General features: G+C 52.6%; 14 protein-coding genes. 3 read left to right on the forward strand and 11 right to left on the reverse strand.

Annotated features, from left to right (window positions below):
* Window positions 1-393: 393 nt before the first annotated feature.
* Both L9O85_RS02860 and L9O85_RS02865 read right to left on the reverse strand, forming a co-directional pair.
* The gene (locus L9O85_RS02860; protein ID WP_256182759.1) at window positions 394-813 is read right to left on the reverse strand and encodes a DUF2871 domain-containing protein; all 420 of its coding nucleotides are present in this window, start codon (window positions 811-813) and stop codon (window positions 394-396) included.
* Window positions 810-1,121 (reverse strand): hypothetical protein, encoded by a 312-nt coding sequence (locus L9O85_RS02865; RefSeq protein ID WP_301579501.1) that lies wholly within the window; start codon window positions 1,119-1,121, stop codon window positions 810-812. The genes L9O85_RS02860 and L9O85_RS02865 overlap by 4 nt, the downstream gene beginning before the upstream one ends.
* Before the next feature lie 187 nt (window positions 1,122-1,308).
* Between L9O85_RS02865 and L9O85_RS02870 the strand changes: the two genes are divergently transcribed.
* The 3 genes from L9O85_RS02870 to L9O85_RS02880 all read left to right on the forward strand — a co-directional run bounded on the left by L9O85_RS02870 (window position 1,309) and on the right by L9O85_RS02880 (window position 5,653).
* Window positions 1,309-3,927: a cation-translocating P-type ATPase gene (locus tag L9O85_RS02870; RefSeq protein ID WP_301579503.1), complete on the forward strand. Its 2,619-nt coding sequence runs from the start codon at window positions 1,309-1,311 to the stop codon at window positions 3,925-3,927.
* Window positions 3,928-3,938: 11 nt separating this feature from the next.
* The gene (locus L9O85_RS02875) at window positions 3,939-4,382 is read left to right on the forward strand and encodes a MarR family winged helix-turn-helix transcriptional regulator (protein ID WP_050622617.1); all 444 of its coding nucleotides are present in this window, start codon (window positions 3,939-3,941) and stop codon (window positions 4,380-4,382) included.
* A 113-nt stretch (window positions 4,383-4,495) separates the two neighbouring features.
* On the forward strand, window positions 4,496-5,653 hold the full coding sequence (locus L9O85_RS02880) for a metallophosphoesterase (protein ID WP_301579504.1): 1,158 nt from the start codon (window positions 4,496-4,498) through the stop codon (window positions 5,651-5,653).
* A 38-nt stretch (window positions 5,654-5,691) separates the two neighbouring features.
* Here L9O85_RS02880 and cls read toward each other — a convergent pair whose 3' ends face one another.
* The 9 genes from cls to L9O85_RS02925 all read right to left on the reverse strand — a co-directional run bounded on the left by cls (window position 5,692) and on the right by L9O85_RS02925 (window position 14,851).
* Window positions 5,692-7,266: a cardiolipin synthase gene (cls, locus tag L9O85_RS02885; protein WP_301579505.1), complete on the reverse strand. Its 1,575-nt coding sequence runs from the start codon at window positions 7,264-7,266 to the stop codon at window positions 5,692-5,694.
* Window positions 7,267-7,749: 483 nt separating this feature from the next.
* A complete protein-coding gene (locus L9O85_RS02890) occupies window positions 7,750-8,418 on the reverse strand; it encodes a hypothetical protein (RefSeq protein WP_050622615.1) in 669 nt (222 codons plus the stop codon).
* A gap of 79 nt (window positions 8,419-8,497) precedes the next feature.
* A complete protein-coding gene (locus tag L9O85_RS02895) occupies window positions 8,498-9,058 on the reverse strand; it encodes a TetR/AcrR family transcriptional regulator (RefSeq protein WP_108979649.1) in 561 nt (186 codons plus the stop codon).
* Window positions 9,059-9,289: 231 nt separating this feature from the next.
* On the reverse strand, window positions 9,290-10,483 hold the full coding sequence (locus L9O85_RS02900) for a DUF2812 domain-containing protein (protein WP_301579508.1): 1,194 nt from the start codon (window positions 10,481-10,483) through the stop codon (window positions 9,290-9,292).
* Window positions 10,480-10,794, reverse strand: coding sequence for a PadR family transcriptional regulator (locus L9O85_RS02905; RefSeq protein ID WP_242850257.1), 315 nt, complete (start codon window positions 10,792-10,794; stop codon window positions 10,480-10,482). The genes L9O85_RS02900 and L9O85_RS02905 overlap by 4 nt, the downstream gene beginning before the upstream one ends.
* Before the next feature lie 503 nt (window positions 10,795-11,297).
* Window positions 11,298-12,455 carry a tyrosine-type recombinase/integrase gene (locus L9O85_RS02910; RefSeq protein ID WP_301579511.1) on the reverse strand — a complete coding sequence of 386 codons (1,158 nt, stop codon included), beginning with the start codon at window positions 12,453-12,455 and terminating at the stop codon, window positions 11,298-11,300.
* A 75-nt stretch (window positions 12,456-12,530) separates the two neighbouring features.
* Complete coding sequence (locus L9O85_RS02915; protein WP_087268312.1) at window positions 12,531-12,728, reverse strand: excisionase; 198 nt, start codon at window positions 12,726-12,728, stop codon at window positions 12,531-12,533.
* Complete coding sequence (locus L9O85_RS02920) at window positions 12,721-13,803, reverse strand: AAA family ATPase (RefSeq protein WP_301579514.1); 1,083 nt, start codon at window positions 13,801-13,803, stop codon at window positions 12,721-12,723. Before L9O85_RS02920 ends, L9O85_RS02915 begins: the two co-directional genes overlap by 8 nt.
* A complete protein-coding gene (locus L9O85_RS02925; RefSeq protein ID WP_291258362.1) occupies window positions 13,793-14,851 on the reverse strand; it encodes a hypothetical protein in 1,059 nt (352 codons plus the stop codon). Before L9O85_RS02925 ends, L9O85_RS02920 begins: the two co-directional genes overlap by 11 nt.
* Between the last annotated feature and the right edge of the window lie 234 nt (window positions 14,852-15,085).

A 15,085-nucleotide genomic window follows, 5' to 3' on the forward strand; every position in this document is an offset into this window, starting at 1 on the left:
GCATAAATAGACCTCGTGGTCAATATTGTGCATGTAAACTTTTGTGTGAGACTGGTAGATGAACCGACGTAAAGATAGCTTGCGTTTTGAAAGAAGAAACATGAAAAGGACCCTGCATCCACAGTTACGGATGTAGGGGAAGGGAATATCTATGCCGCATTGGCCGGTGGCATTCAGTTTTCTGATCAGTAAATTTTTGCATTGATGCAGATGATGCTTTAGCTGCCGCGATTTTCTTTGATGATAGACTTCGATATTTTCCTTTCCTTATAACAGAGTCCCTCTGATACAGGAAAGCACCCTGCATCAGAGGGATATTTTGTTACGATCTAGGTTTACTGGACCGGTTCGGTGGATACGGATAGTCCTTTCAAATCAAAGATTGTACAGCAATTATGCATTTGCGTTAGATATGCTGCGCCGGATCTGAAGTAACAAGAGAACCAAGCTTACTCCCAGAAGGATGTGTCCGATGCCAGCCATACCGGAGATAGCAGCGTCCATGCCGGAAGAAAGAGCGGTTCCTAGTACCTGAGTCACTCCACGCACCATGAGCATCACAGCGGTCAAATTCAGACCTGCATGATAAACCACCAGGATCCGATCTGTCTTCGGACTGGTGAAAGAAAAATTCTTTTCCAGAAGAAGGAGCAGCAAGAGAACGATCATACCGAGTATGAAATAATGCGTATGTACCACCTCCAGAGTGGTTTTCTTAACAAATCCATGGATCTTGGTAAATTCCCGATAAAATACCCCGCCGACCAGTGAGAGGACGGCATATAGCAGAGCCTCATTCAAATAGCGTTTCATTTGTATTCCTCCTGATTTGAATTTTCAGTTTTATTTTGAACTGCAGCAGAAAAAACGGTGCCCTTACAAAGTTCTGGCCGAACAATAACCCAGCAAGAAGCAGGGACGCCCCTAGTCCGGAATAAAAAGACTGCGATGAAACGCTCTGATGCCAGACCGCTTGCCTGTAGGCCAATGCCGCCGGTCATCATCACAGCTTCGAGTTCTCTGCGGTTTGTTTGATTTGAAGGGATGAAAATTTGGTGACTCCCTGCCGGTAAGGATAAAGTCAAAACTGCATCTAGATTAATATCTTGAAACAGGCTCAAAAGAAGGGCCGTCTCTTTGCTCGAACCAGGAAAATTACTTCATTTATATATGAACTGTAACATATTTGTGAATTGATTGTAAAAATGCTTGGACACCAATTGACAGAACATTGTTTTCGCAATATGCTACTGCACAGATAGTTTAATAATAAACTGTCTGCAATAAAAATGAGGAGACTATTTCACTATGGAAGCGTATGATCGATCCTCGCAAGATGTATGCAGTGAATTGAAAACGGAACCACGATCGGGGTTGACCTCCACCCATGCTGAGGAGATATTGACCCAAGTAGGGGAGAACCGCTTGAAGGCAAAGAGAAAGCAAACCGTTGTTGAACGATTCTTCAGCCAGTTCAAAGATGCCATGATTCTCATCCTGCTGGCTGCAGCGGCTATCTCCTTCTATGTAGCATTGCAGGGTAGCGATCCAACGGAGTTTTTTGAGCCGGCTCTGATCCTGCTCATTGTCATTTTGAATGCCATCATGGGTACGGTTCAGGAGAGCAAGGCAGAAAGATCACTGGAAGCACTTCAAAATATGTCTGCTCCCCATGCGCGAGTGCGTCGTGATGGACAGGAATCCATCATTGACGCCAGCAAACTGGTGCCCGGGGATATCGTTTTGATCGAAGCGGGCGATTACATTCCCGCAGATGGGCGCCTGATCTCGGCTTTCAATCTGAATGTGGAGGAGTCTGCTCTTACTGGTGAATCCGTTCCGGTTGAGAAGGACGCTCAGGCTGTGGTGGCCTCCAGTGCGCCTCTGGGAGACCGGCTGAACATGGTCTACTCCGGATGCAGCGTGACCTACGGCCATGGTGAAGCAGTTGTGACAGCTACTGGCATGAACACCGAGATGGGCCATATTGCCGGGATCCTGAACAACGAGAAACAGACTCAGACACCTCTGCAGAAAAAGCTGGCCCAGCTTGGGCGGATGCTGGGTGTTCTGGCGATCATCATCTGCGCAGTGATTTTTGCGATCGGTCTGGCCAGTGGCATGGAGCTGATGGAGATCTTCATGGTATCGATCTCTCTGGCGGTTTCTGCCATCCCAGAGGGCCTTCCCGCTATCGTTACCATCGTGCTGTCCATCGGTGTTACCCGGCTGGCCAAGCGCAATGCCATCATTCGAAAACTCCCCGCTGTAGAGACACTGGGCGGTGCTTCGGTGATCTGCTCAGATAAAACAGGTACTCTGACCCAAAACCGTATGACCCTCATTCAGGGCTACTGTGTCCAAGGTGATCTCAGAGAAGATATCTCTTCCGCCAACACGCCTGAGATCCAGACTCTGCTCAAACTTGGGACCCTGTGTTGTGACGGCATAGTCACCATTCAAGATGGGAAAGAAGTGGATATCGGCGACCCAACGGAAACCTGTATCGTTGCTGCCGCTCTGAAAAATGGCTTTTGTAAAGACGACTTGAACAAGGCGTGCCCCCGTGTAGCTGAGGTCCCCTTCGATTCCGACCGTAAGCTCATGAGTGTGGTCTGTCGGATTAGTGGCAAATTAGTTGTCATTACCAAGGGCGGTTTCGACACCCTAGCCTCACGCTGTACTGACGGCTTGACGGAGAAGGCCGCCAACGTGGTAGAGGAGATGAGTCGGCAGGCTCTACGTGTGTTGGCGGTGGCCTGTAAGGTCATTGATGAGGTGCCGGAAGAAGTCACTTCGGAAACTTTAGAGCACGATCTGACACTGATCGGACTGGTCGGCATGATCGATCCGCCTCGTGAAGAGGCCAAGCAGGCGGTGGCTGTTTGCCGTCAGGCAGGTATCAAGCCGATAATGATCACTGGAGATCATGTGCTCACTGCGTCCGCTATTGCCCAGCAGCTCGGCATCATGGAGCCTGGTGACCGGGCTGTGACTGGAAATGAGCTGGCCAAGCTGAGCGAGGAAGAGCTGGATCAGCAGATTGAAGATATCGCAGTTTATGCCCGTGTGTCTCCAGAGGATAAAATAAGGATCGTCAAGGGCTGGCAACGCAGAGACGCGATCGTAGCCATGACGGGTGACGGTGTCAATGATGCCCCCGCTTTGAAGGCAGCAGATATTGGCTGCGCGATGGGGATCACTGGTACTGATGTTGCCAAGGGCGCCTCTGATATGACGCTGATGGACGATAACTTTGCCACTATCGTTTCTGCTGTTCGAGAGGGCCGAGGTATTTATGACAATATTAAAAAGGCGGTCGCGTTCCTTCTGGGTACCAATATTGGCGAGGTGCTGGTCACTTTTATTGCCATGCTGCTTTGGAATCAGGCCCCCTTCCTGTCCATGCAGCTGCTGTGGATCAATCTAGTCACTGACTCTCTGCCTGCTATTGCCCTGGGAATGGAGGCCATCGACCCCAATGTGATGGACCGTCAGCCAAAGCCCAAAAAGGAAGGGATTTTCGCCAACGGGCTTGGAATTCAAGTTGTTTTGCAGGGTGTCATGTTTGCGATCCTGTCACTGATCGGATTCCGTGTTGGCAGTCAGGTCACCGGTGCCATTGAAGGTGGCCGAACCATGGCTTTCCTTGTGCTGGCCTTTGCGCAGATCCTGCATGCGTACAATATGCGCTCCCATAAATCGCTGTTTAAGACCGGACTATTTACTAACAAATATCTGAATCTAGCCAGCCTTGTTTCCACTGCTTTGATGTGCTTGGTGCTTTTTGTTCCTCCGATCGCCTCCGTGTTTGGCCTCATCCGTCTTCCTATGAAGCTGTATATGCTGGGCTTTGGGCTGGCGGTCGTTCCCGTGGTCGTACTGGAGATCGTCAAGGCGTTTGGGCTGGTGAAACATCATAAGTGAGTTGATATTCGATGAAGAACGTCGTAGGAACATTCCATAAAATACAGAAGGCGTATTATCAATACTGCTATCAGGCGGTAGAACCAGACGGGATCAAAATGAGTGAGATGGCTTGTATATTGTCTCTCTACAACAGTGCGCCTAAAGATACTGCACGGGATATCATTGAGTACTCCTGCCTCTCTCCCGGCATGGTAAGCAGGAGCTTAGAGTCACTTCGTAAGTCTGGTTTGGTTGAAGGATATCGTGACCAAGAGGATAGCCGATATATCCATCTGCGTCTGCTGCCGAGAGCGGCCCCGATTTTGGACAAGCTCACACAGGCTCAAACCAAATTCATTACTTGTATTGCGGAAGGCATTTCAAAAGAGGATTTTGCGCAGGTCTGCCAAATTGCAGAGAAGATGGCTGAAAATCTGGATGCGAATCCGAAACTCAAAGAGCCCCTCACTTAAAAACAAGAGGAGTGCATGGAGAGTAACTCCTTGCACTCCTCTTATATGTATAAAACAAAACCAAAAGCAGATATCTTGGCATCTAAATATCGGGCGACAGAGGAGGTTTCACAATGCAAGTGTGGTTCAGCAAATTTATTAGAGGGCGTGTGTTCTCTGTCCTCTTTTGTATATTAGGTTTTGGGCTGACGATTTATCTGTCCAGCCGATTGGGCATACTGATTGAGGGATTTGCCGGCCTTGACCTCCAACTGGCAATTTTTTTGATACTGACAGTGTTTTGCACCTATATGCTCATCTATGTGAATACCCACAGAGAGAACAAGAAAACACAGAAGTTATTCAACCTATGTGGAATCATATTTTCTTTTTTTCCAAGCACAGTGATCTGTTTTTTCTTGTTCGACCTGATAAGATCCCTTTGCGGAGCCTCCGATGGGCGGCTATACCTCATTCCACTGCTGTTGGCTGCTGTTCTGTCTGCCTATGGATTTGTCCATGCCAGAAAGATCTTTGTGAAAGAGTATTCGATACCCATTGCTGCCAGCAGCAAGCACCAAAGATCTGAGGTAAAGGCAGTACTGCTCAGCGATATCCATACCGGGAGCTATGTGGATCGGAAACAACTCCACAAAATAGTTGATGCAGTCAATCGGTTGCAGCCAGACCTTGTCATCATGGCCGGTGACACCTTTGATCAAGATGCCTTCGGGCATTGTGATATGGATGGTGTCAAAGCAGAACTACAGAGGCTCCAGCCAGAGGGAAACGTCTACGCTGTGCTGGGGAATCATGATCCGGATTCGAGCCATAAAGAGGTCAAGGAATATTTCGAGGAGGCTGGAATACATCTGCTGATTGATGAATGTGCAGAAACAGAGGACTTCTTGATCGTCGGTCGGGATGATATCTTGGGGAATCCTGCCCGCAAGGGCATTTCTGAACTGTTCGCCGGTGTGGGTACGGAGAAGCCGAAGATCGTAATTGACCACAACCCTTTAGGCATCGAAGATGCCGTCAAAGCGGGGGCCGCTTTGATCCTTTGTGGGCATACCCATAAAGGACAGTTTTTCCCCGCCACACTGTTTACCAAGTGGGCATACGGCAGACGCGGATTCTATGGGCACTTTCAGACTGGAGAGACCCATAGCGTTGTTTCATCTGGGACCGGTTATTTTCAGCTGCCAGTCCGTTTGGGGACGAACAGCGAAGTCGTTGTTTTACATATTAAACTTCACGGGATAGGGGGCGGCGCGGGTCACCTTTCATAGGTATCCACCGGGGCTTGAACATCTGTTCCCTGGGCCGGTCACAGCAGCGGCGCGGCGGCTTTTGCAATAAAGCCCAGCAACCGGCGCTTGAGTGGCTCTGCTGGGAGCAGATCCAGCGTGACTTCCCTGCATTTACCCTGTGTCTTTTCAAAATCGTCTTGGATCTGGGGGATACAGTCCGTTCCCCACAGATAGGTCGCGCATTCAAAGTGATGATAGAGGCTGCGGTAGTCCAGATTGATGGTGCCGACAACAGCCTCCCGGTCGTCACAGACAAAGACCTTAGCATGTACGAAGCCGGGGGTGTATTCGTAGATCTTCACCCCGGATTCCAGCAGGGATCTGTAATGGGTCAGCGCAAGGGCAAAGGGGATGTACTTATCTGGAACACCAGGCAGGATGATCCGCACATCAACACCGCGCTCGGCGGCATACTTGAGCGCATTTTCCAGCTCACCGTCCAAAATCAGATATGGCGTCATGATATGGACATACTTCTGGGCCCGGTTCAGCATATCCATGTAGACCTGCTCGCCCACCTTGTCCTTGTCCAAGGGGCAGTCTCCGTAAGGCATGACAAAACCGTTTGCAGACTGCTGCTTTGCCGGTACATTCAGAAATGTGTCAAAATCCGGTGCCTTTTCATCCAAGTACCACATGTGCAGGAACATCCTGGTGAAGCTGCGGGCTGCTTCGCCCTTTACCATCACGGCGGTGTCCTTCCAGTGACCGTACTTTTCATAGGCGTTGATGTATTCATCCGCCAGATTGATGCCGCCGTTGAAGGCGGTCTCCCCGTCGATCACCAGGATCTTCCGGTGATCGCGGTAGTTATAATGGGTGGAGACAAAGGGCTTGATGGGGGCAAACATTTTGCTTTGAATGCCAAGAGATCGAAGCCGCCTGGGGTAGTCATGGGGCAGGGTAGACAGCTCACAGGTGCCGTCGTAGAGCATACGGACCTCCACGCCCTCTTTGGCCTTCCGCGCCAGGATCTCCAGGATCTTGCCCCACATTTCCCCCTCATCCACGATGAAGTACTCCAGGAAGATGAACCGCTTTGCCTGCTCCAGCTGGATCAGCATCTCCCGGAACTTGTCCTCGCCTAGTGGGAAATAGGTGACGGCAGTATGGTCATAGACCGGATAGCATCCACTGCGCTGAACATAGCGGGCAAGCGCCGCGGCTCCGGGGTCGGACTGCCCCAGGGCCTGAGCTGTCTCCGGGGACTGGACAAGGGTTTCCGCAGTTTCCGTATTCAATTCCGCATAGCGCTTTTTCAGAGCCCGGTGGCCAATGTTTTTCTGGGTGTAAAGAAACAGCAGGGCGCCGAACACCGGCAGGAGCATGACCACCACCAGCCACGTGATCTTGGCGGTGGGGTCCATAGCGCTGTTGAGCAGATACAGTACCATAAAAAACGTGAAGATTACAACGCCGCCGTAAATGTGGGGCAGGAAGGCCTCGAACCAGTGAAAGATGCTGAACAGGAACAGCACCTGCATGGCCAGCAGGACGAGGATCAATCCAGAGCGGCTGAAGATCACCCGGAAAATCCCCCGCTTGCCCTTTTCCAAAAGGTGTATCCCTGCTTTTTTGGAATTCTCTTTCATAATAAGCCCTCTCTTTTGGAAATTACAAAAATTTCCGCAAACCTTATGCAACAGCAGTTCTTAACTTTTATTATATCATTGAAATCTCCTATTTGAAATGGAAGTCACCAAAAGTTAACAAATGCGCTTGCGGGGTGTACAAAATTTTATATTGGATAGGTGGAAAAAATACGCTTTAGTAAACGGGGACAAAGATAAGAAAACGATTTTGTTTCAGCAGTTTAAACATGTCTGTCGGTTCATTTTGGAGGCCGGTCATTCTGGGCTTTATTTCATAGGGGAAATTATTGAAACCTACATTGTATAGGTGTTTTTGAAGAAGGGGTGGCTCTTTGCTTTGTGTTACGAGCTATAATAAAGGAGCACCAATTTGGATAGGCAAGTGTACAGAATGAAGGCCAGTTCTGGATATTCTAACTTCGGCAGTCCAAAAGTGAAAAAGATACCGCCGGCTATCAGCAAGACAGCCAGCGGTATCTTTTATCAGATCTCTGTGCTGGCCTTCATGGCCTTGAAGCCGATCAGGACCGTCCAGACATAGGCGCAGGTCTTGGGGATCATCAGCATACCAATCATAGGGACGACGTCTGCCCAGAGGACCACGGGAATGTAGAAACCGAAACTGAGCACAATGGTCAGCCACATATTGCGGAACGCGCGGTCCTTTGCTTGCCGGGCGCTCCTGTAGAACAAGACGATGATCAGCAGGCCCAAAAGCGCAAAGGGAATGTTCCGGTAAATGCCCCAGGAAAGCGGCGCATTGGCGCTCAGCCATGCATTCTGAGGGAAGAAGCAGAGGGCGATCCGCAGGGCAGACAGCAGATACACGGCGGCGGTAATGCCGTTTTGACCATTGACCTTGTACCGGACCCGCCACACATAGTAGAGGATGATGTAAAAGATCGTCATGGTAATGGAGGTGATGAATTTGCCTATGCCCAGGGGGACGATAAAGTTTTCCAGACCAGTGGTGCAGAGAGCCAGAGCCCGGGGGACCAGATGGAAGGCGTCGCCGGCGCCAAGGACGACGGCCATGATGCCGAACAGCCAGTACTCTTTGTTTCCCCTGCTCTTTACGATCATGGTGACGCCAATGGCGATCACGGAAGTCAGATAGACTGCATCAAACAGTGTTTCAACAATAGCTTGCATAAAGAGGCCTCGCTTTCCTACTTGATATGAACTTTGTTCATTTTGCTGGATAAAGAATTCCCGCATGAACGGGAATTCTTTAACGGTAAAGGATCCGTTCCACCATCCTGACAATGCCGGCACAGTCATAGTCGTGCCGCAGCAAAGAGGAGATGATCAGAGAGAAGATGATCTCAACAAATTTTTGAGGAGTAAAGACGTCGTCAAAAACCGCCGGATCTACATTTTTATCCCGCATCAGGACCATGTGGAAGCCCTCCTGAATGTGTTTCCACGATTTTGCCATCAGCTCCTGCCCACTGGACTTATCTTCACCGACAAAGCTCATGGAGTGCATGGAGAAGAAACCGGGATATATTTCATTCCCACGCCGCATACGTTCATAGGCCCATTCAATGCAGTCTGGAAACCGTTTGAAGGAGGTCTGGCCATCAGGGATGTGGAAGATATCGCACCAGACGCGTTCCACCGTTGCGGCGATCAGGTCAGATTTGCTGTCAAAATAATTATAGACGGAGCCGACGGAGATATTGCAGGCCTGCGCCACGCTGCGGATGTTGACGGCCGCCCAGCCGTTCTCCTGGATCAGCTTACGGCTGGTCTCCAAGATGGCCTCTTTGGAAGTGATGACCGTGTTCACGTTTTCACGCCCCATTCTGAACGATGTTCACTATAGCATCCCACCCTTGATTTGTCAAGACTTTTTTGTGTCAGGTCTCTACCCTGTCAATGGTCGAAATGGACGGCAAAAGCAGCCGTTGACGGGGGCCGCAGGCTGTGCTTTGTCTGTTATCAAGGTGGGACAGCCGCAGGCTGGCTGCCCCACCGCTGAGATATTAGTTTGATTTTTTATCAGCCCGATAAGCTGGGATTACAGGTCCATTAACATTTGCGCAAAATGTTCAATATGTTCAGAGAGATCCTGTTCTCCATAGTAATCGGCAAACAGGACGGTATCTCCGCGACGCAGCACGAGGATGCCGCCGGGCAGAAAAACACGCGGTTCCCCGGTTATCTCATTGACATGAGTTCGCCCTTCGCGTTTGGCGTACAAGCATTCATCGAGAACATCAAACTGCTGATAGTCACCGGAGTTGTTAAATTTCTGCCTGCTCCATTCCTCTGCCCGCATTTCGGCGAGTATATCCAATGGGTAACGAGTGATGATGACCTCCAGATGAGGTACGTCATTTGGGCGGTCATCCTCGTTGAATGCACCATACTGATGAAAATACCAAGATTCCGGGTCGAGTAGCGTTCCACCATGAGAGATATAGTCCATGCTGTAAAACACATCCCGGGAGAGCGGCAGATCTTCTCCCTCAATGTCCGTCAGAGTGATGAAGCCGGAACCTGCTAGATCATAGGGGCGGTAATCTGTTCCCGCAAACAACTGTATGGTATTGATAAAGACCGGAAGCAAAAACGCGAATCCTATCGCCAACAACCAGCCGACTCTTTCGTGTCTCTTTGGAACTGTCCCGCTTTTAATCGCCTTTCGGTAGCACAGTAAATGGAAAAGCCCCAACAAGTACGATAAGTCAATCAGCAACAACCCAAACGCTGTCAGTAGGAACGGGAGCACAGGTCGGTTGGAAAAGGTCTCAACGGGATAATATCTGAGCCATGTCCAATCAATTTCCCATGGGGAGCCGTTTTGATAAAGGCTGAGCAAAAGCACATTTCCGAAGGCAAGCAGTACACCTCCAATCACTTTCTCTTTGAAAAAGCGCTTTAACGCATAATCCTGTGTTTCCGAGTCTGTATGTGCCTGCGCCGTCAAGTCGTCAGAGGCAAAGACATAGAAACTTCCGCGGAAGATCCCCCAGTAGTGCCAGCCTGCATCTTCGTAAAGCGCATTTAGCTCTGGATCATCATTTACTGCTCCGCGAATCGGCTCTAAATGGATTTGTACCGTTTGTTGCGCTGTCTTTTCAAAAATGGTGAGGGGGCCAGTGGTCATGGAAAAGCGCAGTCCTTTCCCAGCCATAACAGCGAACCAGTTTTCTAACCCTGGAATATCAAAACCGCCAACTGGTGTTATACGGATCACAGTCTTGCTCATAAAAATTCCTCCTCTCCATCAAGGACACAGGCTTTTAGGCGTGCCAGCTCGTCCTTAAATACTGCTCTGCCTCTCTCAGTCAGCCGATAGCTGCGTTTGCGGCCATCGGTTTGTGTTTCTTCGATCAGGTGCTCATCTTGAAATTTGCCTAACAATGTATAAAGCGTACCGGGACCAAGACGCACCCGTCCATTGGTCTTCTGTTCTACAAATTCTGTGATCTCAATACCACACATTTCACGGTGCAGGAAAGACATCAGCACATAGAACATTGACTCTGTCAGTACCCCTCTATCTTTCATATCGATCATGGCACCTCTTTCTGCAATATCGTCTCACGATATTGCTTTTTCCCATTCTAACATCGCGGCACGATATTGTCAAGCAGCTCCTCTTGTATATGTGGATATGGAGTTGTGAAATTTAATGTCTTTAAGATTTAGCAGAACAAAAGAAAAAGCCGACACCTACAAAACTGTAAGTGTCGGCTTTGGTTCACCCTGTTACGCGCTTTTATTTTTGCGTTTGTGGAGTAAGCTTGGCATAAGGGCTGCACTCCTGTGTTGCAAAAGTTCAGCGTTTTCAAGAGGTCGAGGCATGTCTTAGTACATGCCGCCCGCCCTTCCCGGGGATTTTAAGGCTTGCCCACGCAGGTGTGTACAAGCCTCCGTATCCCTTCTGCCGCAGGGATTTTGCGGGATTTTGGGGTGCGCGTCCGAAGTTCGGATCTCCCGTAAATCTACACAGATATGGATAAGTCTCGACGCAAATGGTGTAAGAAGCGGTGTATGGAAAATGTCCGGTTTTGATCCTGTCACAGGTTGGCTGCGATCTGATCAAAGGCGTGCTTGACGGAGTTGTAGTCCGTGTGGGTGTAGACATCCAGGGTGACGCTGGCGCTGGAGTGTCCCATGAGGTACTGCAAACTCTTGATGTCGATGCCCGCCCGCTGCAGATTCGTACAGAAGGTATGCCGCAGCACATGGGGCGTGACCACGGGGAAATCCTCCCCCAGGGCCCACCGGTGCTTCCGCTGGAGAAGACGCATGTAGTTCTCCAGATGCATGGCCACCTTTGGCCTGCCGTCCTTATCCAGGAACAGGAAGCCGCTGCACCCATCCACCACCATTTCCGTCTTAGGAGGCATCCGATCCTTCAGCACCCGCTTAAGGGCCATGTAGACCATGTCCGTCATGGGGATGGTGCGGATCCCGCTCTTGGTTTTGGGGCTGGTGATGAAATAGGGCCGGTTGGCTGTCCTGCACAGCTGGCGTCGCACATAGAGACAGCGGCGGGTAAAATCCAAATCCGCTTTGGTGAGGCCGTACAGTTCGCTGACCCGCAGCCCGGTGCCCAGCAGGATCACGATGTCGTCGTAATAGTTCCCGCCGCCGTACTCCTGGAAAAAGTGGAGATACAGGTTCTGCTGCTCCCGGGTGAGGGCCGTCCGCACGAAGGCGTCCTTGGGGATCACGTCTGAGAGCTTGAATTTGAACGGGTTCTTGCGGATCATGTCATCATCCACAGCCATCTCAAAAGCGGGGCGAACCACGCACTGCACCGTGCTGATGGTACTCTGCTTGTACCCCCGGTCGTGGAGGGAGACGAACCAGGTCTTGGCGTCGGAGGGCTTGATCTGCCGGATCTGCTTTTGGCTGAAGGGGTCCTTCCGCATACGGTTGATGACCGTATCATAGGCGCGATAGGAGTTTTCCTTCAGGGTGCGCTTCAGATCCATATACCGGGTGACAAGTTCGAGTACTGTCATCTCCCCGGCGGCATAGTCGATCCCGTCCGCCAGGTCCCTCTGGATCTCGGCCTCCTTCCGGCGCAGCTCCTCCAGTGACCTGGCATAGATGTATCTGCGCTGCTTTCGGGTGTCGGTATAGCGAAACATATAGAGACCGTCTTTCCGGTGGCTCTCGCCTGTTTTCAGAATACGGCCTCTCTGATCCCGGCGCTTTTCGGACAAGTTTTGATCCTCCTTTCTCGAAAAGCGCTCGATAGGCTGTATCTGATTTTACCATACAGCCTTGGAATTTACCACCTATATGGAATAGGCAGTCTCCAAATATTTCTCCAGCGCTTTTCGTTTGATCAGCCGTTTGCTTCCATTCCAGAGCACGAAGGGACAGCTTTCCTCGTTGGTCAGATCCCGGAGCTTGTTGATGCCGATGCCGAAGTAGGCCGCGGCCTCCTCCAGGGTCAGGTTGGCCTTCTCCCAGACTGGAACCATCTCAGCCATCCCCATCACCGCCGCTCTCTGATCCCAATGACGGTAATGACGGTATTTCCCTCGCGGGGGCGGAATCGTCATCATCGTCACGCTCCTCATCTTCCTCCTCGTCCTCTGTGCGCAGGAAGGTGAGCTGCCGGCTCTCCGGTCTCCGGGACTTCCAGTATTCGATGCCCTTCTCCTCCTTGAGCCGGCGGGTGAGGGCGTTGAGCTTCCGGGTCAGCGTGTTGGCCCGGTAAGGGAGCTCCGGGTCCAGCCGGCGCAGCCGCTCCAGCAGCTCCGTGGCTGTCCCCTGCCACCCCCCGCCGATCACTTGGTCGATAAGATCCAGCAGCGGCTCAGGCGGCTCCGCGATCCCCGCCTCCCGGCTCACCACCGTCCACAGGCAGCGCTGCGGGTCAAAGTCCAGGATCATCCGCTGTCCCGGCAGATCCTTCCCGGTCTGGTCCAGAATCACACGGCCCTTTTCCCGGTACAGCAGGAAGGCCCCGTCCGCCGCCCCCAGCAGGCCGTTTGTGCCGCTGATCCGGTCAAAGGAGTTCTCGCTCTCCGTGTTCTTCCGGGTGTGGTGGACCAGGATTAGCGCCACGTCGTGGATGTCGGTAAATTCCTTGAAGGGGCGGATCTCCTCATAGTCGCTCTGGTAGCTGTACTGAGCGCCGCCGCCCTCCCGCACCCGCTGGAAGGTGTCTATGACAACGAGGCGGACACTTGGGTGATCCATGAAGAAGCCCTCCAGCATCGCCAGCAGGTCTCTCCCACGCAGGTCGGTTTCAAATTTCAGATGGAGGCGTCCCACTGGGTGCTCCACACCGAACATCCGGATCAGCCTGCCCTGGACGCGCTCCCCCGTGTCCTCCAGAGACAGATACAGCACCTGGGAGCGGTGGGTGGGCTGTCCCAGGAAGGGGGTCCCTGTAGCCACACACCAGCACAGCTGGGCCATGAGGAAGGACTTGCCCACCTTGGGGGCTCCCGCCAGAATGTAGCACCCGGCGGGGAGCATCCCGTCCACCACCGTGGAACGGGGCAGGAACTGCATATCCATCAGCTCGGCGGCGGTGATGATCTTCTCACGATCCATTCCGCTCCCCCTCCTTCCGGTCCAGACCGGCCAGCAGGCTGCCGGGCAGGGAGACCAACTCCGCCCCGGTGTTGCACAGCCGCTCTATGGCGGGCATCTGGAAATCGAAGAACCAGCCCAGACCCGGCCGGACGTGGTATTGCCGCTCCCCCGGTAGCTGATAGAATCCCGCCAGCAGCTCCAGGGGGAACAAGTACACAGGCTCGTTGGTGACCGGGCAGTGCGCCTCCCGCAGCAGGTACTGCTGGAGCTGGTAGAGGCAGTGCTCGTCCAGGATCGCTCGGAGCAGCCGGCGTCCGTTCTCGTCAAAGGCGATGTAGTAGAAGAAGTCCTCCCGGGCAAAGCGGATCAGGCGGCTGCGCGGATTCAGTGCATGGGGCACCAGGTCGGCGGCCTGCTCCCACGCTTCCCCCAGCAGGATGCTGCCGCTGTAGGAAAAGCCGGCCCCGGCCTCCGACTGCTCGAACTGATCCCGGAACAGCAGTTCCGTCTCGGGGTTCCACCGCATATTCCGGCGGCCCAGGTAATAGAGGGCGTAATAGCGCTCGCCAGGCGTCAGCAGCACCCCGGACACCCGGGCGGACTTGTTGTCCTTGCCGCAGACCTTGTTCAGCTCATAGGCGCTGTAATAGACCAGCTCCTTCCGCCTGGCGTCGTCCCTGCGCCTGCCCGGGACCCATCGTGCCCCCAGCTGGTGGGCCAGCAGCAGGCAGGCGGCGTTCCGGTGGAGCCGCTGGGTCCGTCTCCAGTCCCCCTGGCCGTCGGCCGGAGCCAGCAGGCGTGCCCGGATCTGTTCCGCCCGGCCGGGAGAGAGGTGTTGGATCTGGTTCAGCCCCCTGCTGGTCAGAGACAGGGAGCGGACCACACGGCGGCGCTCTCCCCGGAACTTCCGCTCCTTCAGATATCCCGTCCGCACCAGCTCCGTTACCACCCGCCGGCGATAGTCATAGCAGCCGCCCGCCTTCCGCAGCAGCGCCACCGGCACCTCGCCGCAGAACCCCACGAACACCAGCAGGCGAAAGCCAAAATATTCTGTATTCCATTTCATCTTGTATCATCCTCATATCTTAAGTACTGCGATCTCTACAGCCCGCGGCTCTTTTCACACTGAGCTCCTTGCCCAGACTGCCGCCATTCCCCGCGGGATCTGTCCGGCACAGGCTCTGTCCGACAGACTGCCGCTGCCGCACTGCCTCAAAACCATAAAGATCCCAACGGCGTTGGAAGTCCGCGGCCGGCCCCCTTGGGGATACTGGCTTTCCGGCCAAAAAGCGGCACCGAA

Source organism: Lawsonibacter asaccharolyticus, from assembly GCF_022453915.1.
Taxonomy (GTDB): domain Bacteria; phylum Bacillota; class Clostridia; order Oscillospirales; family Oscillospiraceae; genus Lawsonibacter; species Lawsonibacter asaccharolyticus.

Coding starts and splice junctions, on each gene's coding strand:
- cls (WP_301579505.1), bottom strand. CDS start 7,266: ATGAAAGAGAATTCCAAAAAAGCAGGGATACACCTTTTGGAAAAGGGC.
- L9O85_RS02880 (WP_301579504.1), top strand. CDS start 4,496: ATGCAAGTGTGGTTCAGCAAATTTATTAGAGGGCGTGTGTTCTCTGTC.
- L9O85_RS02860 (WP_256182759.1), bottom strand. CDS start 813: ATGAAACGCTATTTGAATGAGGCTCTGCTATATGCCGTCCTCTCACTG.
- L9O85_RS02915 (WP_087268312.1), bottom strand. CDS start 12,728: ATGGCTGAGATGGTTCCAGTCTGGGAGAAGGCCAACCTGACCCTGGAG.
- L9O85_RS02875 (WP_050622617.1), top strand. CDS start 3,939: ATGAAGAACGTCGTAGGAACATTCCATAAAATACAGAAGGCGTATTAT.
- L9O85_RS02925 (WP_291258362.1), bottom strand. CDS start 14,851: ATGAAATGGAATACAGAATATTTTGGCTTTCGCCTGCTGGTGTTCGTG.
- L9O85_RS02920 (WP_301579514.1), bottom strand. CDS start 13,803: ATGGATCGTGAGAAGATCATCACCGCCGCCGAGCTGATGGATATGCAG.
- L9O85_RS02890 (WP_050622615.1), bottom strand. CDS start 8,418: ATGCAAGCTATTGTTGAAACACTGTTTGATGCAGTCTATCTGACTTCC.
- L9O85_RS02900 (WP_301579508.1), bottom strand. CDS start 10,483: ATGAGCAAGACTGTGATCCGTATAACACCAGTTGGCGGTTTTGATATT.
- L9O85_RS02870 (WP_301579503.1), top strand. CDS start 1,309: ATGGAAGCGTATGATCGATCCTCGCAAGATGTATGCAGTGAATTGAAA.
- L9O85_RS02905 (WP_242850257.1), bottom strand. CDS start 10,794: ATGATCGATATGAAAGATAGAGGGGTACTGACAGAGTCAATGTTCTAT.